The sequence below is a fragment of the Paenisporosarcina quisquiliarum genome (assembly GCF_043641925.1).
In the GTDB taxonomy this organism is placed as follows: Bacteria; Bacillota; Bacilli; order Bacillales_A; family Planococcaceae; genus Paenisporosarcina; species Paenisporosarcina quisquiliarum_A.
This window is the reverse complement of record NZ_JBHZRU010000026.1, coordinates 15,490-36,587: the sequence shown is the minus strand read 5'-3', so window position 1 is coordinate 36,587 and position 21,098 is coordinate 15,490. Positions and strand designations below refer to the sequence as shown.

Below are 21,098 nucleotides of genomic sequence, written 5' to 3'. Positions count from 1 at the left end.
TTTCAATAAAACAAATTCAAAATCATTTCAAGTTTCGGTTGCATCTTTTGAATGACGTCTTGATTTAGTTGAACGAGGACGACAAAGCCATTTAATAACATATGGGCAATAATCGAAGTGAGAATTCGTTTCGTTTTATAGTACAAATAGGCGAATATAAATCCTGATACCGCATAGAGTAGTATGTGTGTAAAATCAAAATGGATAATCGCAAACACAATTGCACTAACAGATCCAGCTATAAAGAAGTTAGTCGTTTGGACAAGAGTTCCAAAGATTACGCGTCTAAAGATTAGTTCCTCTAAAATCGGAGCAAAAATTGCAATTGAAAGAATTGTAACAGGAGCCGTTTTTGCAATCGTCATGAACATGGTGGTGTTTTCTGAACCCGGGTCAATTCCAAGTTGTTGTTCTATTAAAGCAGCCATCGTTTGGCCAAATAAAACAAGGAAGAAACCTAGAATTCCGTAAAGGACAGAAACGCCAATGGAACTTTGTTTGCCACGTAAGTTATTAAAAAAGGTTTTATCCTTTCGAATAATGGCGACAAAGATAAGTGTAGCTACTGACATACTGATGAATACCCACCAACCACTCGCGAGTAATTCAGCACGTTCTGTGGATGTGCCATTCTGAGAAGAAAAGAACATGTAAAGCAAGGGTGCAAAAAGTAGTCCAGAAAGCTGCATAGTGATATATACCATGATTAAATAAAATGCGGTTTTGTTATTTTTCACGAGGTAAGTCCTTTCATTCTAAGAAGTTCTATTTATATTGTAGAGCTTTTTGAAAAGCCTCGCAAAGAATACAAAAATTTACGAGTTCCTACTTGCAAAAATTCAGCCAATTCATTATGATAATACTTGTGTTAGCACTCAAAGACTGAGAGTGCTAATAAAACATATTTAACCAATCAGGGAGGTTGTTTCACTTGTTAAAACCATTAGGCGATCGTATCGTAATTGAATTAGTCGAGTCTGAAGAAAAGTCAGCATTCGGTATTGTACTTCCAGACTCTGCTAAGGAGAAGCCACAAGAAGGCAAAGTAGTAGCAGTTGGTACTGGACGAATTTTAGACAATGGCACACGTGTCGAGCTAGATGTTAAAGAAGGAGACAAAATCATCTTCTCTAAATACTCTGGTACAGAAGTGAAATTCCAGGGCACTGAATTCTTAATTTTACGCGAGAGCGATGTTTTAGCTGTAATTGGCTAATAAATAAATAATCAACCAACTACTAGGAGGGTTTATTAAATGGCAAAAGAAATTAAATTTAGTGAAGACGCGCGCAGCTTAATGCTTCGCGGTGTAGATAAATTGGCAGACGCTGTTAAAGTAACACTTGGACCAAAAGGACGTAATGTCGTTCTGGAGAAAAAATTTGGCTCACCACTAATCACAAATGACGGCGTAACGATTGCAAAAGAAATCGAACTTGACGATCCATTTGAAAACATGGGTGCTAAGCTTGTTGCTGAAGTAGCTTCTAAAACAAATGAAATCGCTGGAGACGGTACAACAACTGCAACGGTTCTTGCTCAAGCAATGATTCGTGAAGGTTTGAAAAACGTTACAGCCGGTGCAAACCCAGTAGGTATCCGTAAAGGGATCGAAAAAGCAGTTGCTGCAGCAGTAACTGAGTTAAAAGATATCTCTAAAGAAATCGAAGGAAAAGAGTCAATTGCTCAAGTAGCAGCAATCTCTGCAGCTGACGAAGAAGTAGGTCAATTAATCGCTGAAGCGATGGAGCGCGTTGGGAACGACGGCGTTATTACGATTGAAGAATCTAAAGGATTCACTACTGAACTTGATGTAGTTGAAGGTATGCAATTCGACCGTGGATATGCATCTCCATACATGGTAACTGATTCAGAGAAAATGGAAGCTATTTTAGAAAATCCATATATCTTAATTACAGACAAAAAAATCACAAGTATTCAAGAAATCCTTCCAGTTTTAGAGCAAGTAGTTCAACAAGGTAAACCGTTGATCTTAATCGCTGAAGACGTTGAAGGCGAAGCATTAGCAACATTAGTTGTGAATAAATTACGTGGTACATTTAATGCTGTAGCTGTTAAAGCTCCAGGATTCGGTGATCGTCGTAAAGCGATGCTAGAAGATATCGCAATCTTAACAGGTGCTGAAGTAATTACGGAAGAACTTGGATTGGACTTGAAATCAGCTAATATCTCTCAATTAGGACGCGCAGCGAAAGTTGTTGTTACTAAAGAAAACACAACAATCGTTGAAGGTGCTGGCCAACCTGACAGAATCACTGGTCGCGTAAGCCAAATCCGTTCACAATTAGAAGATACAACTTCTGAATTTGATAAAGAAAAACTACAAGAACGTTTAGCTAAACTTTCAGGTGGTGTTGCCGTAATTAAAGTCGGTGCAGCAACTGAAACAGAACTAAAAGAGCGCAAACTTCGTATTGAAGATGCATTAAACTCTACACGTGCAGCAGTTGAAGAAGGTATCGTTTCTGGTGGTGGTACTGCACTAGTAAACGTATATAACAAAGTAGTAGAAATGACTTCATCTGAAGTAGGCGACGTTGCAACTGGTGTGAAAATCGTTCTTCGTGCACTTGAAGAGCCAGTCCGTCAAATCGCAAACAATGCAGGTCTTGAAGGTTCAATCATCGTTGACCGCTTGAAGCGTGAAGAAATCGGTATCGGTTTCAACGCAGCTAACGGCGAATGGGTAAACATGATGGAAGCGGGAATCGTCGATCCAACGAAAGTGACACGTTCTGCACTTCAAAACGCAGCATCTGTAGCAGCAATGTTCTTAACTACTGAAGCAGTAGTTGCAGACATCCCTGACAAAAATGCAGGTGGTGGAATGGGCATGCCTGATATGGGTGGCATGGGCGGCATGATGTAATTAAGGTTTGAGTAACTTTTACAACTCTCGTAGAACTTGTAAAATGAGCTTAAATTTTTAGAGAAATATTCACTTTTTCTAAATTGGTGTAACTCACTATTTAAACGTAAAGCAATTACCATTTCCCGAGATTAACTCTTGGGAGGTGGTTTTTTTATGCTCTTTAAGGTTTACTTCAGTAAAATAAGGTATATTATATTTGTTGAATAGATTCTCTTTCAGGACAAGAAAAGTAGGTGAACAAAGTGGGGAAATATCATTTGGATACCAAAGGTAAGGCAGCTGTGACAAAGTATCATGAAAAACAGAAGCCTGCCAAATTTGATAAAAAGCAGCAACTTGAAAAAATACGTGCGGAGTATTTAAAAAAGAAACAAGAACAAGAAGATAAATAATATCAATGAATCAATGAAAACATATAACGGGTTCATCAGCTACAAGTGAGCACAAGAAGCTCTCTAATGTATAAATAGTCAGCAAGAATAAGACTACTTCCTAAAAAAGGAAGTAGTCTTATTTTTGTTTGTAAAATCTTATGCAGTTTAGTAAGTGTGCTGTTTTTCTAGTACAAACTTTACTTGCTTTTTGAATCAAATTAAATATTATTTCATCAATATGTGCTGCACAGGGATGTTCACTACAGTTATCACGTTTCCCCTGTCTCGAAACAGGGAAAGCGTAATATTACAATTGAATTTGGGGAGTGCGTAAATATGATAAATACATTAAAGAGAATACCTGTTAAAACCTATATGTTAATTGTAACTGCGCTTCTAATAATAGGCGGAGGTTTTTACATATTTATAGAGCTTGGTGAAGAGGTGCTGGAGAAGGAGAAGTTTATGATTGACAGGTATGCAGCGGACTTTGCTGAAAGTCTTGCAACACCTGAAGTTATTACCTTTTTCGCTTGGATAACAGAACTCGGATCTGTCTGGGCGCTGTCTGTAGCATCTTTTATAATGCTTGGCGTGCTGTGGTATTTTTATGAGCGGAAAAAGTGGAGGATTGTTTATTTTGTTATTGCTATGGGTGGAATTACAATCTTGATTAGTGGGCTTAAAGCTGCATTTTCAAGAGATCGCCCGAATATATTTGAGGAGTACGATGGAACTGGATACAGTTTTCCAAGCGGTCATTCAACCGCCCCGATTGTCTTTTACGGATTTATTATGTATTTGGTCATCAGAAGTAAACTGAATGCTTTAGCAAAATGGTTAATTAACATCTCTCTTGGAGTCTTAATATTATTAATTGCCTTTAGTCGCCTTCCACTCGGCGTGCATTACTTTACAGACGTAATCGGTGGGCTGGCACTTGGTCTGACATGGCTTCTCAGCTGTATTGCAATACTTGAAATTACTTTATGGCATAGTGGAAGAAAAGCAAAAAATGAATTGTAAAATTAACTAAGATCCTGTGTGGATAGAATATTCTCTGTGTACAGTTATAAATAATAGTTGTTTATAGACGATATTTTTTGTACAAATACAAAAACAGGAAAAAGCATCAGGCACGAAACAACTGTATGTTGTTTCAAAACCTGATGCTTTATTGTTGTTACTACTTATTTAGCCGACCAATCCGTATGGAACGATCCATCTTTATCTAATCGTTCATACGTATGTGCACCAAAGTAATCACGTTGTGCTTGGATCAAATTAGCTGGCAAAGTTTCTGTACGATAGCTATCATAGTAAGCTAATGCACTTGAGAAAGCAGGAGTTGGAATTCCTTTTTGGATTGCCAAGGCTAGTACTTCTCGAAGTGAACTCTGATAGTCACCAACGATTTCTTGGAAGTATGGATCCACTAATAGGTTAGGTAAGTCACTGTTCTGATCAAATGCCTCTTTAATCTTTTGTAAGAACTGTGCTCGAATAATACATCCTCCACGGAAAATCATCGCTACATCCCCGTAAGGAATGTTCCAGCCATACTCCTCAGATGCTGCACGCATTTGTGCAAAACCTTGGGCATACGAACATATTTTACTCATATACAGCGCTTTACGAATCGCTTCAATCAATTCTTTTGGATCACCTTCATACTTTTTCGATTCAGGACCTTTAAGTATTTTACTTGCTGCCACTCGTTCTTCTTTAATAGAAGAAATAAATCTCGCAAATACGGATTCAGTAACGATTGGGAGAGAGACACCTAAATCTAAAGCATTTTGACTTGTCCATTTTCCTGTCCCTTTTTGACCAGCTACATCTAAAATCTGATCAACAAGTGGGTTCCCGGTTTCATCATCCATCTTAGTGAAAATGTCCGCAGTGATCTCGATCAGGTAGCTATCAAGTTCTCCTTTATTCCACTCAGAAAAGATTTCATGCAATTCTTGAGCTGAAAGACCAAGTGCATGTTTCATGATGAAATACGCTTCAGAAATCAGCTGCATATCTCCATATTCAATCCCATTATGAACCATCTTCACATAATGTCCTGCTCCATCTGGTCCCATGTATGTGCTGCATGGAGTGCCGTCGACTTTTGCAGAAATGGCATCAAGAATTGGTTGAACCTGTTCGTAAGCTTCTTTTGGTCCACCAGGCATAATAGAAGGACCCGTTCGTGCGCCTTCTTCTCCACCCGAAACGCCGGCACCAATGAAATTCAAACCTAATGCCTGTAATTTTGCGGTACGTCTATTCGTGTCTTCATAAAATGAATTTCCGCCATCCATCAGAATATCCCCTTGTTGAAGATGGGGAATAAGAGAATCGATGACCGAATCAGTTGTTTCTCCAGCCTTTACCATCAATAAAATCTTGCGTGGAAGTTCTAAAGAAGCGACAAATTCTTCTAAGCTGAAGGCACCTTGAATATTTTTACCTTTCGCTTCTTTCGTAGAAAATTCTTCTGTTCGATCTGTCCAGTAATCGTAAACCGAAACAGAAAAGCCTTTGCTTTCCATATTTAGCGCAAGATTCAATCCCATTACGCCTAAACCGATAACACCTATTTGTTGTTTCGTCATATACTTACCTCATTTCTTTTGCTTTTATCCTAATGTGGATAGTCGATTCTCTAATTCTTCTTTTTCTTTTAAAAAACCATCTTTGCCGAGTAATGCAAACATATTCGTTTTATACGCCTCGACTCCTGGCTGGTCAAATGGATTAACGCCAAGTAAAGTTCCACTGATCGCGCAAGCTTTTTCAAAGAAATAAACCAATTCCCCAAAAGTGAATTCGTTAAGTTCATCTAATTCGATTAATAAATTCGGAACACCGCCATCAATATGAGCAAGGGTCGTTCCAAGAGCTGCTTTTTTGTTCACTTCATCCATTGTTTTTCCAGTAAGGAAATTTAATCCGTCAATATTTTCAGGATCCGCTTCAATAATACGTTCAATTGCCGGTTTTTTAACCTGTAGAACAGTTTCAATTAAAAGCCTACGACCTTCTTGAACGTATTGTCCCATCGAGTGCAAATCGGTTGTAAAGTTAACTGAGGCAGGGAAGAGGCCTTTTTCATCCTTTCCTTCACTTTCTCCGAAAAGTTGTTTCCACCATTCCGCCACAAAGTGTAGGCCTGGCTCATAGCTTACAAACAATTCAACTGATTTCCCTTTATTATAGAAAATATTTCTTACTGCGGCATATTGGTAACTTGAATTGGTCGCAAGATTAGAATCATTGTATTTGTGATAGGCAGCTTTTGCTCCATCCATCACTTGGTCAATGTTCAGTCCTGCTACTGCCATTGGAAGTAAACCTACAGGTGTCAGAACTGAATACCGTCCACCAATATCGTCTGGAATAACAAACGTTTCGTATCCTTCTTCGCCTGCAAGTTTACGAAGTGCACCCTTGCTTTGATCTGTCGTCACATAAATTCGATTCCTTGCTTCTGCTTTGCCATACTTTTTCTCCATAAAATTGCGGAAAATACGGAATGCTAAAGCAGGCTCTGTTGTAGTCCCTGACTTGGAAATGACATTAATAGAAACGTCTTTTCCTTCTAATACCTGAAGTAAATGTTCGATATAGGTCGAGCTAATATTATGTCCAGCAAAATAAACTTCCGTATTTCCTTTGATTTGGTTATGAAATGTATGGGATAAAGCCTCGATTGCTGCTTTTGACCCTAGATAAGAGCCTCCAATACCAATAACAATCAGCGCGTCTGACTGTTGTTGAATTCGTTTAGCAGCTAGCTTCACTCTGTCAAATTCCTCTTTGTCGTAGGTAATTGGCCAGTCAACCCATCCTAAGTAATCAGATCCTGGGCCAGTTTGTTGATGAATTTGGTTATGCGCTTGTTTTACAAAGTCACTTAAATTTTCAAACTCACTATTTTTCATGAATGATAAAACATTGGTGAAATCAAATGAAACGGTCATATCTCATATCTCCTTTTTTTAATATTTTTTTCTACCACCACTTAAATTGATTGGATTGCAATAGCTGATTTGCTTCTTCTGGACCAGTCGAACCTGCAGGATAGGAATATAAAGGTAACAGATCCTCCTGATATGCTTCTAATAACGGTTGAATCCACTCCCATGATAATTCGACTTCTTTCCAATGAGAGAAGAAGGTAGCGTTACCGAGCATTGCATCAAATAGAAGAAGTTCATATGCTTCCGGCAGACTTTCCGAATTGGTTGAGAAGTTAATCCAAACAGGTTCAAAACGATTACTAGATGGATCTTTCATGTTCACCCGTAAAGAAATACTTTCGTTTGGACTGATCTCGAGGATCAATAAATTCGGAGTGATTCCTTGTAACACATCTGAATTTTTCATCGTGTTCTTAAACTCAATGACAATCCGTGTAGACTTCTGATCCAATCTTTTCCCCGTGCGTATATAAAAAGGGATTCCACTCCAAGATGGATTATCAATATATAAGCGAGCCGCGAAAAAAGTATCATTTTTTGAGGAACCATCAACACCGGGCTCTTCCTTATAGCCAATAACTGAAGTACCTTGAATCTCCCCAGACTCGTACTGACCGCGGACAACATCCTTGTATGCATTTTCTTTTACGATTGGCCGAAGAGATTCGATAATTTCCATCTTTTTAACACGAATTTCATTTGCCGTTATTTTCTCTGGGAGGTAAATGGCTGTCATCATCACTAACTGAAGAAGATGGTTTTGTACCATATCTCGAATGGCTCCTGCTTTATCATAATAATCAGCCCTAGTTTCGACCCCAACTGTTTCACTTGCTGTAATTTGGACATTCGAAATTTGTTTATGATCTAGTAATGATTTAAGTGCTGGATTGGCTAAAACTAAGGTTTCAAGATTTTGTACCATTGGTTTCCCTAGATAGTGATCAATTCTGTAGATTTCATCTTCGCTGAAAGTTTTGCTCAAGTTTTTATTTAATTGTCTTGCCGTTTCTAGGTTACTTCCAAATGGTTTTTCAACGATGAGACGTTTCCATCCTTTGTTTTGGCAAATACCACTTGAATTAAGATTTGACGTAATAACATCAACCAGACTTGGTCCAACAGACAAATAGAATAGCCGGTTTTGTGGAATACCTAGCTCAATTTCTCTTTTTTTAATGAGTTCGTGCAAATTGTAATAGGAATCTTTGTCTGTCGCATCAAATGCACAGTACCGGAATTTGGATAAAAAATCTTGTAAACCAGAAGGTTGTACAGGTCTTCTTGAGTATGCTTGAAGAGCTCTTTCCACCTTGGACTGAAACTCTTCGTTTGAACAATAGTTTCTGCCTAAACCAACTATAGAAATGGTATCGGGTAATTTACCATCAAGGTATAAATTATATAAAGCAGGAAATAATTTTCGTTGTGCTAAGTCTCCCGTTGCTCCAAATAATACAAATGTCATGTCTTGCATGAACCATTCTTCTTGGAATCCAATTAATTGATTTTTTACATCAAATTCTATTGCGGTATTCCCGTAATTCATATTCAACACCCTCCAACTTTTACAATCAGCATTTTGTTTAAACCATGAATGATAATCGCAACAGTTCTCAGTATAATGACTGCATTTAATTTATGTAAGTACGCACTTAAAAAACAAATAGTGTAAAAAAGTATACTTTTGGTTAAGCATTTAAGGGAGGAGTAAACAAGAATGCACTAACGATATTGACTGACGTTGAAACCTTCAAATTAAAATGGTTCTCACTGCGGGAGCTTCCGCCCTGTTAGTGTCAATTAAATCGTCTTTAAAAATTCAAGAAAAAACATATTAAATAATGTTGTGGATTTTGAATTAATAAGGTATCATTGCCTGCCACTAAAGTGAGAAGTCGAATAACCAAAAATATTTGGCTCATGCGGAATGTGTGGGAAGCCATAAACTACATCATTTAAAGGACACTTAATATTAGTCATGTTAAATTTTTTTGTTGAGAAGAATAAAACGAATGAGGCATTTGCGGAGAATATACGGCAAACAAATATATTTAACCGTATCGTTTAACTTAACTAAATTTATATAGGTAAAGAAATCGAATTAGCTTTTCGGGTTCAGCCTGTGATTCCACGTCGTTCCCAAGAAATTATATTCCATGACTAGATATAGGAGTGAGAAGAGGACATTTATATAGATTCATGGCACTCCAATATTGTAAAGAAAGTCTACAGTATACTTTTTGTTAGTATGTGAATTTAAAGTGCGTACTTCACAATATTTATGAATGGTTTTACACTAGGTAGGCACCATAAAACGAATAAAAGGAGATTGACATATATGAAATTACAATTAGCTTTAGATTTAGTTAACATTCCACAAGCCCTAGAACTTATTAAAGAAGTTGAGGGGCATATTGATATCGTTGAAATCGGAACTCCAGTAATCAATAAAGAAGGTCTTAAAGCAGTTGAAGCTGTTAAAGCTGCATTTCCTAACCTAGAAGTTCTTGCAGATGTTAAAATTATGGATGCTGCAGGTTATGAAGTCTCTAATGCTGCAGCTGCAGGTGCTGACATAGTTACAATCCTTGCACAAGCAGAAGACTCTTCAATCAAAGGTGCTGTTGAAGCAGCAAAAAAATTAGGTAAAAAAATCTTGGTTGATATGATTGCTGTAAAAGACGTTAAAACACGCGCAGCAGAGCTTGATGAACTAGGTGTAGATTATATTTGTGTACACACAGGATATGACTTGCAAGCGGAAGGTAAAGATTCATTCGAAGATCTACGCACAATTAAAAACGTTGTGAAAAATGCTAAAACTGCAATTGCTGGCGGAATCAAGTTTGAGACCTTACCGGAAGTGATTAAAGCTCAACCAGATTTAATAATTGTTGGTGGTGGAATCACAAGTAAAGAAGATAAAAAAGCAGAAGCAGCAAAAATTCAAAAACTAATCAAAGAAGGCGTGATTGCGTAACATGAATACAAAAGGCTACACAGATGAGATACTGGCCGAGCTAAAGCGAACTCTTGAACTCATCAATGGTGAGGATGCCGAAAAGGTAGTCGAAGGTATTTTACGTGCAAAAAAGATTTTTGTTGCAGGTGGAGGACGATCCGGCTTCATGGCTAAGGCATTTGTTATGCGCATGATGCATGTTGGACTTGATGCGTATGTTGTAGGAGAAACAGTAACACCTAATCTAGAACCGAGTGATATCTTTATTGTCGGTTCTGGTTCAGGTGAGACTGGGAGCCTGGCAGCTATGACGAAAAAAGCGAAAAGCATTGGTGCAACAGTAGTAGCTGTTACCATTAATCCTGATTCTACAATTGGTAAGTTGGCTGATATTCAAATTGAAATACCTGCTCAAGCAAAAGCGGATGGCACCAGTGGAAAATCAATTCAACCGATGGGCTCTCTGTTTGAGCAATCGCTTCTTCTTTTTTATGATGCAGTAATTTTGAGATTTATGAATAAAAAAGGATTAAATTCTGACAAAATGTACGGAAGACATGCTAATTTAGAATAGAACTGAACAATAAACCTGAGTCTAATACTAATTTAGATACTCAGGTTTATTTGGATTTTCTCACTGCATGAAATAAGTAGGAACGGAGTACTCACTTGCAAGAGTAATCTATGTTAAGCAAACGTCCAGTTTCTTTTTTCATCCATTTAAGAAGTTTTTAAAAAGTTTTTAATAGGAGAGTTTCTATGTATAAAATGATTGCGATTGATCTTGATGGAACGTTACTCACAGACGAATTAATGGTTTCACCAGATACAGTAACAGCTATTCAGAAAGCGGTTGGACTTGGCACAATTGTAACTATTGCAACTGGTCGTATGTTTCCTTCTGCCAAGGTCTTTGCACTGCAGCTAGGTATTAATGTACCGCTTATTACTTATCATGGTGCAATTATCAAGGATGTTAATGAAAATGAAGTCATGTATGAGCGACTTATTTCTCCTGACGTTGCACGAAAGTTAGTAGCGATTGCAACCGAAAAAAAGATTCATTTACAAGTGTATCAAGATGATATTCTCTATAGTGCATGGGAAAACGAAAAGCTTATTGCTTATTCCGAAGAAGCGAAAGTTCCTTATACAATAGAACCGGACCTTGCCAAGCTAGCCAAAAAAGGATTTACAAAAGCACTCTTTATTGATAACCATGATAAACTTGATATCCTGCAAGACGAATTGCAATGGTTGCTTGGTGAACAGGCTCATATTGCAAAATCAAAAAAAACTTATCTTGAAGTTACTAATACAGAAGCAAACAAAGGGAGTGCCCTGCTGTACCTAGCAAAAAAACTTGGTATTGATCGTTCAGAAATTATTGGTATTGGTGACAACCACAATGATATTGAACTTATAAAGACAGCTGGGTTAGGCATAGCAATGGGCAATGCAGTTAAGGAATTAAAAGATATAGCTGATTACATCTCACTTACAAACAATGATGATGGAGTACTTCATGTGATAGAAAAGTTCATAATAAATCCTGCGATTTTGTATAAATGATTGGTAGCGCGTTATTTACTTAAGGTCATTTGGAAAGACAAGACATATTTCTTTTCGAACTTTATCCAACACTTGCATTGTAGTGAGTGAGTTTTCAAATGAGTTTGTAGTGGATTCCATTTTTTGTTGCTTGATTAAATCAATAAATTCTTTCACTTCATAATACATAGCGGGATGAGATTGTTCGACAGTTAATGGTTCAATTGTCCCGTCATTGTAATGAATTTCTACTTTTTCCGCCGAATGGATCTTATCAATAATCATACTGCCTTTTTCACCTTGGATTTCGCTTGGTAAAAAAGAGTTGGTAATTTTTGAATACATCACAACTGCATCTTTATCATCGTATTTCAATATGACACTACCTTCACCATCTACACCTGAATCCAGAATTAGACCTGTTGCCTTCACTTCTTTCGGTTCACCAAATAATGTAACAAGCGGATATAAACAGTAGACGCCAAGATCCATTAATGAACCGTTCGCAAAGTTTGGATTGAAAGCATTTAGGACAATCCCTTCCTTGTATTTATCATAACGAGATGAATACTGACAATAGCTTGCAAAGTACCTACGGACAGGACCAATTTTATGTAAGTGATCTTGAATAACCTTGAAGTTTGGAAGTAGTGTTGATTTCATTGCTTCCATTAATAGTACGTTGTGATTTTTTGTTGCTTGAATCATCCTTGCTACCTCTTTTGCATTAGCAGCCAGTGGCTTTTCACATAATACATGTTTACCATGTTGTAAAAACAAAATCGCTTGTTCTGCATGATATGAATTAGGAGTAGCAATGTAAACCGCGTCAATTTCTTCACTTCCTGCCATTTCTTCTAAATTTGTAAAAAGATTTGTTATTCCGTATTTGGTTCCAAATTCTTCAGCCCTCTCGCTTGTTCGTGAATAAACGGCTGCTAGTTCAAAATTTTCTACCGCACTTGCCGCTTCAAGTAATCTTTCTGTAATCCAATTAGTACCCACTATACCAATTCGAGTCATTTATTTAGCCTCATTTCTTTGTTTTGTAATTTAAAACTTTCATTTGAGTTTTAGTATATCCAAAGGAGAGTTGTGTACTAAATATGTAGCATTTAGTATAGTTAGTATATGATAAAAATCAAAGTACGAACTTTTTTCACATATAGTATTCAAAAGTAAACTATTGAATCTAAAGGGAAGGAGGGGAAGAAAATGCCTAATTTGGGGGAGAAAGAATTTAATTGCGAAAAGGAACTGACACTTTCTATCATTGGTGGAAAATGGAAAATGTTGGTGCTATGGCATTTAGGTAAAGAAGGAACCAAACGCTTTGGTGAATTAAAAAACCTTATGCCGGGAATTACACAGCGGATGCTTGTTAATCAATTACGTGAACTTGAAGACCATTTGATTATACATCGAGAAGTATATCCTGTTGTTCCACCAAAAGTGGAATACTCACTTACAGAACAAGGAAGAAGTTTGATTCCGATTCTTGATTCGATGTATGAATGGGGTAAAGATTATATAGAGAACAATTTGGAAAATGAAAATAAATAATGGTGCCTGAAAAAAAGGCCATCCACTAGTTTAATGAACTAGAGGATGGCCTTTTCTTCCGTGTTGCATCTAAACGTGAGAGATTAGCACAGGAACATTTAAATTAAAGTTGATTTTTTTGATATCACAGGATGTGCAAATTTGACTAGTACTACTTATTATTGATGGCTCTTATAGAATGGTTGTATCAGGTGATGATGTAAAAGGGAACTTTAAAGTAACCTGGTATATAAGTGAAAGTTATTAAGTTCTAATGAACATCCATGTTTTTTTCTTATAGTAAAGGGGTTTGGAGTTAATAAGAAAACATCATTAGGGAACACTAAAATGTTACCTTATTGAACAACTGAGTGCCTTACTTCAAGAAGGAAAAGCGCTCTTTTTTGTTGAACTAAAGAAATGCAGAGTAGAATCTCATTTTAGATGGATAATGAGGATTGGTTAACGAAAGGAGGAAAAAAGTGATTAAACCTACAATGAAGTATAAACTGCATGATCGCATTTCACAAAATGTTGATAATGCGTATGACATTGTGTTTGATAAATGCACGGCTATTGTTAACGGTGTTCCACAAAAAGATGAACAACTATTAATGAGGTACACCAAAAACGGAAAAACAATTAATAATGCTCCTGCTTTCAATGAAATTGATATGATGAAAATCATCGTAAAACTGTATAACAGTACGCTTATTTCAGCGGAAGCAAAAGCGGTTTTAAGAAAAGGTATCAATAAGTAAAATCAGCATTATTGGAGTGAAGGCTTAATCAATTGTCGAGGTGAAATATGTTAATAAATATATCTCAGTTAGAACCTAATAAACTTACTGACCTACAACTGACCGAACTCATTTATAAAAATTTGGAAGATGATAACGAGATTGGTGATTGCATTCTTGTTCCAGGTAGTAATAAGACTGTGGAATATCGCTTACCAAAAGCTATACAACTTTATAAGCAAGGTAGAGCAAATAAGATTTTGTTTTCAGGTGGAGTAATTTGGGAAGGTAACAAGTTATCAGAAGCACAATTATTAAAAGAGAAAGCTATTGAACAAGGGATACCAGAAGAGGACATAATAGTAGAGGATGTTTCCCTTCATACGAAAGAAAATGTTCTTGCTTCTTTGCTAGTTTTGGATAGAGCTTTTTATTTACATAATGTAAAGAGAATAATTGTGGTTACCACAAATTTTCATATGCGTAGGTTCCATTTAACACTAAAAACGTTTATGCCAGAGTGGATAGAATATTCTCTGTGTACAGTTAATGACCAAACAACTAGAGAAGATAACTGGTTTAATTATCCGTACGGCAGGAAAAGAGTAGAGATGGAATCGGGCAAACTAATAAATTACGTTAAACAAGGGGTTATTATAGATACTAAGGTTGAAATATCTAATTAATAGTTGATTATAGACGAAATTTTTAATGCATATTCAAGAACAGGAAAAAGCATCAGGCACGAAACAACTTTATGTTGTATCGCTACCTGATGCTTTATGATTGTTACTACTTATTTAGCTGACCAATCCGTATGGAACGATCCATCTTTATCTAATCGCTCATACGTATGTGCACCAAAGTAATCACGTTGTGCTTGAATAAGGTTAGCTGGCAATGTTTCTGTACGATAGCTATCATAGTAAGCTAATGCACTTGAGAAAGCAGGCGTTGGAATTCCTTTTTGGATTGCCAAGGCTAGTACTTCTCGAAGTGAGCTCTGGTAGTCACCAACGATTTCTTGGAAGTACGGATCAACTAATAAGTTAGGCAAGTCACTGTTCTGGTCAAAAGCTTCTTTAATCTTTTGTAAGAACTGTGCTCGAATGATACAACCTCCACGGAAAATCATCGCTACATCCCCGTAAGGAATGTTCCAGCCGTACTCCTCAGATGCTGCACGCATTTGTGCAAAACCTTGGGCATATGAACAAATTTTACTCATATACAGAGCTTTACGAATCGCTTCAATAAATTCTTTTGGATCACCTTCATACTTTTTCGAATCAGGACCTTTAAGTATTTTACTTGCTGCCACTCGTTCTTCTTTAATAGAAGAAATAAATCTCGCAAATACGGATTCAGTAACGATTGGGAGAGAGACACCTAAATCTAAAGCATTTTGACTTGTCCATTTTCCTGTCCCTTTTTGACCAGCTACATCTAAAATCTGATCAACAAGTGGGTTCCCGGTTTCATCATCCATCTTAGTGAAAATGTCCGCAGTGATCTCGATCAGGTAGCTATCAAGTTCTCCTTTATTCCACTCAGAAAAGATTTCATGCAATTCTTGAGCTGAAAGACCAAGTGCATGTTTCATGATGAAATACGCTTCAGAAATCAGCTGCATATCTCCATATTCAATCCCATTATGAACCATCTTCACATAATGTCCTGCTCCATCTGGTCCCATGTATGTGCTGCATGGAGTGCCGTCGACTTTTGCAGAAATGGCATCAAGAATTGGTTGAACCTGTTCGTAAGCTTCTTTTGGTCCACCAGGCATAATAGAAGGACCCGTTCGTGCGCCTTCTTCTCCACCCGAAACGCCGGCACCAATGAAATTCAAACCTAATGCCTGTAATTTTGCGGTACGTCTATTCGTGTCTTCATAAAATGAATTTCCGCCATCCATCAGAATATCCCCTTGTTGAAGATGGGGAATAAGAGAATCGATGACCGAATCAGTTGTTTCTCCAGCCTTTACCATCAATAAAATCTTGCGTGGAAGTTCTAAAGAAGCGACAAATTCTTCTAAGCTGAAGGCACCTTGAATATTTTTACCTTTCGCTTCTTTCGTAGAAAATTCTTCTGTTCGATCTGTCCAGTAATCGTAAACCGAAACAGAAAAGCCTTTGCTTTCCATATTTAGCGCAAGATTCAATCCCATTACGCCTAAACCGATAACACCTATTTGTTGTTTCGTCATATACTTACCTCATTTCTTTTGCTTTTATCCTAATGTGGATAGTCGATTCTCTAATTCTTCTTTTTCTTTTAAAAAACCATCTTTGCCGAGTAATGCAAACATATTCGTTTTATACGCCTCGACTCCTGGCTGGTCAAATGGATTAACGCCAAGTAAAGTTCCACTGATCGCGCAAGCTTTTTCAAAGAAATAAACCAATTCCCCAAAAGTGAATTCGTTAAGTTCATCTAATTCGATTAATAAATTCGGAACACCGCCATCAATATGAGCAAGGGTCGTTCCAAGAGCTGCTTTTTTGTTCACTTCATCCATTGTTTTTCCAGTAAGGAAATTTAATCCGTCAATATTTTCAGGATCCGCTTCAATAATACGTTCAATTGCCGGTTTTTTAACCTGTAGAACAGTTTCAATTAAAAGCCTACGACCTTCTTGAACGTATTGTCCCATCGAGTGCAAATCGGTTGTAAAGTTAACTGAGGCAGGGAAGAGGCCTTTTTCATCCTTACCTTCACTTTCGCCAAAGAGTTGTTTCCACCATTCAGCCACATAGCTTAAACCAGGCTCATAGCTTACAAATAACTCAATTGACTTGCCTTTATTGTAGAAAATATTTCTGATAGCGGCATATTGGTAGCTTTCGTTCGTTGCCAAATCGGGATTATTATATTTATCGAATCCTTGTTTTGCACCAGCCATCATTTGATCAATATTAAGACCGGCAACTGCGATCGGAAGTAAGCCTACTGGTGTAAGAACCGAGTAACGGCCACCGATGTCATCAGGAATAACAAAGGTTTCATACCCTTCTTCACCAGCAAGTTTTAGAAGAGAGCCTTTATTCTGATCAGTCGTCACATAAATTCGATTTCTTGCTTCTTCTTTTCCATATTTCTTCTCCATTAATTCACGGAAAATGCGGAATGCTAAAGCCGGCTCTGTAGTTGTCCCTGACTTGGAAATAACATTAACCGAAATATCTTTTCCTTCTAATACTTGCATTAAATGCTCAATATAGGTAGAACTAATATTTTGTCCTGCAAAATACACTTCCGTATTGCCTTGAATTTGATTGTGGAACGTATGCGATAAAGCCTCGATTGCGGCTTTAGAACCTAGATAAGAGCCACCAATGCCGATAACAATCAATGCGTCAGACTGTTCTTGAATTCGCTTAGCAGCTAGCTTCACTCTAGAAAATTCGTCTTTATCGTAATTAACTGGCCAGTCAACCCATCCTAAGTAATCAGAACCAGGTCCTTGTTTTTGGTGAATTTGATGATGTGCTTGTTTGACAAACTCACTTAAATTTTCAACTTCACTATTATTCATAAACGATAAAGCATTGTTGTAATTAAATGATACGGTCATATGTTACATCTCCCTTTAACTTCAACTTTTATCTTACCACCACTTAACTTGTTTGGTTAACAATAGCTGACTTGCTTACATGTCTTTTGTTTAAGTAAATGCATTAAAAATTTTAATGCTTTCCATATACAATGATACGACAAAGTCCGTTTTATATCATGGAAATATTATAGATTTGTGGTTAGAGGACAATGAGATTTGTAAGTTCTATCTGAAATGGCGTACGTAGAAAGAAGCCTAGCAAGTCCATTTGAATAAAACCTCGCTAATTGTGCTATTATTAGGTTGAATTCAATTGAATAATTCGGTTAAATTCACACCATAAAATGGTGTGAACAGGGAATGTACTAGGAGGTTTAACAATGGATAATAACGATATATTAATTCGATTAAGATATGCGCTAGATATAAAAAATAAAGATATGATTGAGATATTTAAACTCGGTGGCATGGAATTCACAAAAGAAGAAGTGCTTTTAATTCTTACGAAATCAAAAGACGATTATTATGATGACTTTGATCATTATGATGATGAAATCGAAAATGATGAAAACATCAAATGTGATAATGCGATGTTAGAGTCGTTTTTAAATGGATTTATTGTTTTCAAAAGAGGCAAACAGGATCCACAACCAGGGCAACCTGAACGACCAGCACTAACAGGTGAGAGAGCGAATAACATGCTCTTAAAGAAATTAAAAATCGCCCTCTCTTTAACAAGTGAAGATATGCTCGAAATTTTAGAATCAGCTGGCGTCACTGTAACAAAAGGTGAATTAGGAGCTTTATTAAGAAAAGTAGGTCACAAAAACTATAAAGAATGCGGCGATCGATACGCACGAAATTTCTTAAAAGGGTTAGCGATTAAATATAGAAAATAGGCGCAATATAAATAGAAAGAATAGAAACACGGAATCCATCGAGGTTCCGTGTTTTTGTTTATACCGACTTGGGTATACTGAAATGTGTGTTTTATTTCAATAATAATTTCAAAGGAGCGATTCGAATGAATTTTCATTATACGGTCGAAACCGAGAAATCTATGGATGAAGCGGTAAAAGCACTTGAGGCATCTCTTAAAGAAGAACAATTTGGTGTTTTGTGGGACTTTGATTTAACTGCGAAGTTGCAAGAAAAAGGATTGGACTTTAATACAGGGTATCGAGTTCTCGAAGTGTGTAATCCAAAAGAAGCGAATCGAGTATTACAAGAAGATAAAGTAGTGGGCTACTTTTTACCTTGTAAAATTGTCGTGTACGAAGATGAAGGCAAAACGAAAATTGGTTTACCGAAACCAACGACGCTTATAGAATTAGCAAATAATGATAAATTAACTGAAATTGCGACAGATGTAGAAAATCGACTGATCCGCAGCATTGATCAAGCAACTTAAATGGAACGCTAAACCGCTTCAGGGAAACCTGAGAGCGGTTTATTCTTATTTATAGAAACTTCTTCAAAAAGGAAATTCGAAATTCATCATAAATTTGCATTCCATTCCTCATAACATCTATTATTGACTTATAAATTTCTGCGTGGAAACGTACACTTTTACATGCAATCACTTTATGTTTTGAAAAATCATGAAGTGGTATGATAAGCATATGAAGTACAAGTCATAGGAGGAAAAACCAATGGAGAAAATCGAAGTAGGCGACATTTTTACATTGTTCGATGAGAATAATGAGGAACAAGAAATCGAAGTATTAGGTACGCTAAGTATCGATGGCATCGAATATGCAGCAGTTGGTTTTGCTGAAGAAACTCAAGATGATTCAACAGATGATATCGATGTTTTCTTTTTAAGAGTTGAAGAAGGAGAAGAATTATCGATTATCGAAAGTGATGAGGAATTTGAGATGGTATCTTTAGCGTTTAAAGAGGCTGGAGAAGAGTAAACTAATCGTGATATATATAAAGACCGTTTGGAAGTTTCAATCTCCAAACGGTCTTTTGCGTAATGACTATATAAGACGTTTAACATCCATAATAATCGTACTTTCCGCAGCGGAATTAATCAGTTTCTACATTCACCTAGATGTGTATTTATACTTACTTATAATAATTGATGGAGTGATTAAAGACTTAAATGAATTTTATTTAAGTATTCTTCATTCAAAAGGGTATACTCCTTTTATTAAGTAACGAACGGATGTGATATAGGGATGAATTTACCTTTAGCGATAGGGTTAACATTGTTTGCTTTATTTGTAGCGGCTTTCATTGGAATCAAATTATTACGTATACCAGATATCGTCATTTACATACTAGTTGGAGCGGGACTTTCTTTAACTGGTTATTTTGGTGATACGGATGCATTTAAAATAGCAGGTGAAATCGGATTAATCGTCTTATTCTTTTTACTGGGAATGAAGTTCACATTTCGAGAACTTGGACGCAAAGGTCGTAAAGTTTGGAAGGCTAGTTTACTAGACATCGTTTTAGGTATAGGTGTTACTTTTGGAATATCCATGATTTTTGGACACGACCTCTTCACATCACTTCTAATCGCAGGGCTTGTTTATGCAACAAGTTCATCTATTACAGTGAAATTATTAGAACATAAAAACAAACTAGACAATAAAGAGTCAGGATTTATTTTATCCTTACTCATATTTGAAGATCTAATCGCTCCTATTTTAATTACAATTTTAATTGGGTTAAGCGGGGACGGTTTTAAAGGGATGGACTTTGTGTTCATTATCCTTAAGATAGCACTGTTAGTTATTGGGGCTGTTGTTATCGGGAAAGTCGTCTTCAATAAAGCACATAAAGTAATTACAAGATTTTTGAATGAAGACTATTTTGTCTTATTTATACTTGGAGTGGCCATTTCGTATGGTGGTTTTGCTTACTACCTACATTTATCAGAAGTCATTGGTGCTTTTCTAGCTGGAATTATGATGGCTGAAACGAACTTTAAGGATAAAGTAATGGAGGTTTCAATGCCAGTTCGTAACTTATTCCTTCCTTTCTTCTTCTTGAATTTTGGATTAACACTTGAATTTACAGATGAAGTGCCTGCTTTTGGTCTTTTAATCGTCATTGTCATTTGGTCAATACTGGCGAAAATGATTGTAGGATACTACGGTGGTAGATGGTACGGATTGGACAAACGTGAATCCTTTGAGACAGGTCTTGTACTAACCCCACGCGGAGAATTTTCTGTTATCATTGCAGCCCTCGCATCTGGAGTCGTTCAAATCTTTGCGGGTATGTATATATTGATTGCAGCCTTAATTGGGATGTTTTTGGTTCAAATGGCTCCTAAAATAGGCGAAAAAATTTGGGGTCAGCGTAAGGACTCAAAGGAGTAGGCACATACTTCCAATAAAACCTGGTCAGCAATGGCCAGTTTTTTTGTGCAAATAAAGTCATTCGATTAATCGGACAAACGAATGTGTAATTATTGATGTTCGGTAAATACTACTCACAACTTCTTCGGTTAAAAAGTCTTTGCAAAATTCAATCAGTTGTGA

General features: G+C 36.8%; 21 protein-coding genes. 14 read left to right on the top strand and 7 right to left on the bottom strand.

All coding sequences use genetic code 11. The annotated features are described in order from the left end of the window. Positions 1-2: 2 nt before the first annotated feature. Entirely contained in the window at positions 3-737 is a 735-nt protein-coding gene (locus ACHUE4_RS15990) for a CPBP family intramembrane glutamic endopeptidase (protein ID WP_394191848.1), read from the bottom strand. A 194-nt stretch (positions 738-931) separates the two neighbouring features. Here ACHUE4_RS15990 and groES point away from each other — a divergent pair, with 194 nt between their 5' ends. The 4 genes from groES (at position 932) to ACHUE4_RS15970 (ending at position 4,293) form a co-directional block, all read left to right on the top strand. Then, a complete protein-coding gene (gene groES, locus ACHUE4_RS15985; RefSeq protein ID WP_394191846.1) occupies positions 932-1,216 on the top strand; it encodes a co-chaperone GroES in 285 nt (94 codons plus the stop codon). 39 nt (positions 1,217-1,255) lie between these two features. Further along, the gene (groL, locus tag ACHUE4_RS15980; RefSeq protein WP_394191844.1) at positions 1,256-2,890 is read left to right on the top strand and encodes a chaperonin GroEL; all 1,635 of its coding nucleotides are present in this window, start codon (positions 1,256-1,258) and stop codon (positions 2,888-2,890) included. A 260-nt stretch (positions 2,891-3,150) separates the two neighbouring features. Continuing rightward, the gene (locus tag ACHUE4_RS15975; protein WP_394191884.1) at positions 3,151-3,285 is read left to right on the top strand and encodes a hypothetical protein; all 135 of its coding nucleotides are present in this window, start codon (positions 3,151-3,153) and stop codon (positions 3,283-3,285) included. Between the two features lie 318 nt (positions 3,286-3,603). Further along, positions 3,604-4,293, top strand: coding sequence for a phosphatase PAP2 family protein (locus ACHUE4_RS15970; RefSeq protein WP_394191842.1), 690 nt, complete (start codon positions 3,604-3,606; stop codon positions 4,291-4,293). 164 nt (positions 4,294-4,457) lie between these two features. Here ACHUE4_RS15970 and gndA (ACHUE4_RS15965) read toward each other — a convergent pair whose 3' ends face one another. From gndA (ACHUE4_RS15965) to zwf, 3 genes are read right to left on the bottom strand one after another with little or no spacing between them, the layout of a single operon-like run. Then, a complete protein-coding gene (gene gndA, locus ACHUE4_RS15965) occupies positions 4,458-5,873 on the bottom strand; it encodes an NADP-dependent phosphogluconate dehydrogenase (protein WP_394191840.1) in 1,416 nt (471 codons plus the stop codon). Positions 5,874-5,897: 24 nt separating this feature from the next. Continuing rightward, positions 5,898-7,241: a glucose-6-phosphate isomerase gene (locus ACHUE4_RS15960; RefSeq protein ID WP_394191838.1), complete on the bottom strand. Its 1,344-nt coding sequence runs from the start codon at positions 7,239-7,241 to the stop codon at positions 5,898-5,900. Between the two features lie 31 nt (positions 7,242-7,272). After that, positions 7,273-8,718 carry a glucose-6-phosphate dehydrogenase gene (gene zwf, locus ACHUE4_RS15955; RefSeq protein ID WP_394191882.1) on the bottom strand — a complete coding sequence of 482 codons (1,446 nt, stop codon included), beginning with the start codon at positions 8,716-8,718 and terminating at the stop codon, positions 7,273-7,275. An 864-nt stretch (positions 8,719-9,582) separates the two neighbouring features. Here zwf and hxlA point away from each other — a divergent pair. The 3 genes from hxlA (at position 9,583) to ACHUE4_RS15940 (ending at position 11,778) form a co-directional block, all read left to right on the top strand. Continuing rightward, positions 9,583-10,224, top strand: coding sequence for a 3-hexulose-6-phosphate synthase (hxlA, locus tag ACHUE4_RS15950; protein WP_394191837.1), 642 nt, complete (start codon positions 9,583-9,585; stop codon positions 10,222-10,224). Between the two features lies 1 nt (position 10,225). Further along, positions 10,226-10,780: a 6-phospho-3-hexuloisomerase gene (gene hxlB / locus ACHUE4_RS15945; protein ID WP_394191880.1), complete on the top strand. Its 555-nt coding sequence runs from the start codon at positions 10,226-10,228 to the stop codon at positions 10,778-10,780. Between the two features lie 185 nt (positions 10,781-10,965). Continuing rightward, on the top strand, positions 10,966-11,778 hold the full coding sequence (locus tag ACHUE4_RS15940) for a Cof-type HAD-IIB family hydrolase (RefSeq protein WP_394191835.1): 813 nt from the start codon (positions 10,966-10,968) through the stop codon (positions 11,776-11,778). Between the two features lie 15 nt (positions 11,779-11,793). Here the strand turns inward: ACHUE4_RS15940 and ACHUE4_RS15935 are convergent, their stop codons facing one another. Continuing rightward, positions 11,794-12,780, bottom strand: coding sequence for a Gfo/Idh/MocA family protein (locus ACHUE4_RS15935; RefSeq protein WP_394191833.1), 987 nt, complete (start codon positions 12,778-12,780; stop codon positions 11,794-11,796). A 192-nt stretch (positions 12,781-12,972) separates the two neighbouring features. Between ACHUE4_RS15935 and ACHUE4_RS15930 the strand changes: the two genes are divergently transcribed. The 3 genes from ACHUE4_RS15930 to ACHUE4_RS15920 all read left to right on the top strand — a co-directional run bounded on the left by ACHUE4_RS15930 (position 12,973) and on the right by ACHUE4_RS15920 (position 14,725). Beyond that, positions 12,973-13,320, top strand: coding sequence for a winged helix-turn-helix transcriptional regulator (locus tag ACHUE4_RS15930; protein ID WP_394191831.1), 348 nt, complete (start codon positions 12,973-12,975; stop codon positions 13,318-13,320). Between the two features lie 461 nt (positions 13,321-13,781). Continuing rightward, positions 13,782-14,060: a hypothetical protein gene (locus ACHUE4_RS15925; RefSeq protein ID WP_394191829.1), complete on the top strand. Its 279-nt coding sequence runs from the start codon at positions 13,782-13,784 to the stop codon at positions 14,058-14,060. 47 nt (positions 14,061-14,107) lie between these two features. Further along, complete coding sequence (locus ACHUE4_RS15920; RefSeq protein WP_394191827.1) at positions 14,108-14,725, top strand: YdcF family protein; 618 nt, start codon at positions 14,108-14,110, stop codon at positions 14,723-14,725. Positions 14,726-14,835: 110 nt separating this feature from the next. Here ACHUE4_RS15920 and gndA (ACHUE4_RS15915) read toward each other — a convergent pair whose 3' ends face one another. Continuing rightward, positions 14,836-16,251, bottom strand: coding sequence for an NADP-dependent phosphogluconate dehydrogenase (gndA, locus tag ACHUE4_RS15915; protein ID WP_394191825.1), 1,416 nt, complete (start codon positions 16,249-16,251; stop codon positions 14,836-14,838). A gap of 24 nt (positions 16,252-16,275) precedes the next feature. Further along, positions 16,276-17,619, bottom strand: a complete 1,344-nt coding sequence (locus tag ACHUE4_RS15910; RefSeq protein WP_394191824.1) for a glucose-6-phosphate isomerase — start codon at positions 17,617-17,619, stop codon at positions 16,276-16,278. A 362-nt stretch (positions 17,620-17,981) separates the two neighbouring features. Between ACHUE4_RS15910 and ACHUE4_RS15905 the strand changes: the two genes are divergently transcribed. The 4 genes from ACHUE4_RS15905 to ACHUE4_RS15890 all read left to right on the top strand — a co-directional run bounded on the left by ACHUE4_RS15905 (position 17,982) and on the right by ACHUE4_RS15890 (position 20,936). After that, positions 17,982-18,500, top strand: coding sequence for a YehS family protein (locus ACHUE4_RS15905; RefSeq protein WP_394191822.1), 519 nt, complete (start codon positions 17,982-17,984; stop codon positions 18,498-18,500). A 125-nt stretch (positions 18,501-18,625) separates the two neighbouring features. Further along, positions 18,626-19,012, top strand: a complete 387-nt coding sequence (locus ACHUE4_RS15900; RefSeq protein WP_394191820.1) for a DUF302 domain-containing protein — start codon at positions 18,626-18,628, stop codon at positions 19,010-19,012. A 241-nt stretch (positions 19,013-19,253) separates the two neighbouring features. Further along, the gene (locus ACHUE4_RS15895; protein WP_394191818.1) at positions 19,254-19,517 is read left to right on the top strand and encodes a DUF1292 domain-containing protein; all 264 of its coding nucleotides are present in this window, start codon (positions 19,254-19,256) and stop codon (positions 19,515-19,517) included. Positions 19,518-19,784: 267 nt separating this feature from the next. Continuing rightward, positions 19,785-20,936 carry a cation:proton antiporter gene (locus ACHUE4_RS15890; protein WP_394191816.1) on the top strand — a complete coding sequence of 384 codons (1,152 nt, stop codon included), beginning with the start codon at positions 19,785-19,787 and terminating at the stop codon, positions 20,934-20,936. Positions 20,937-21,098: the final 162 nt, after the last annotated feature.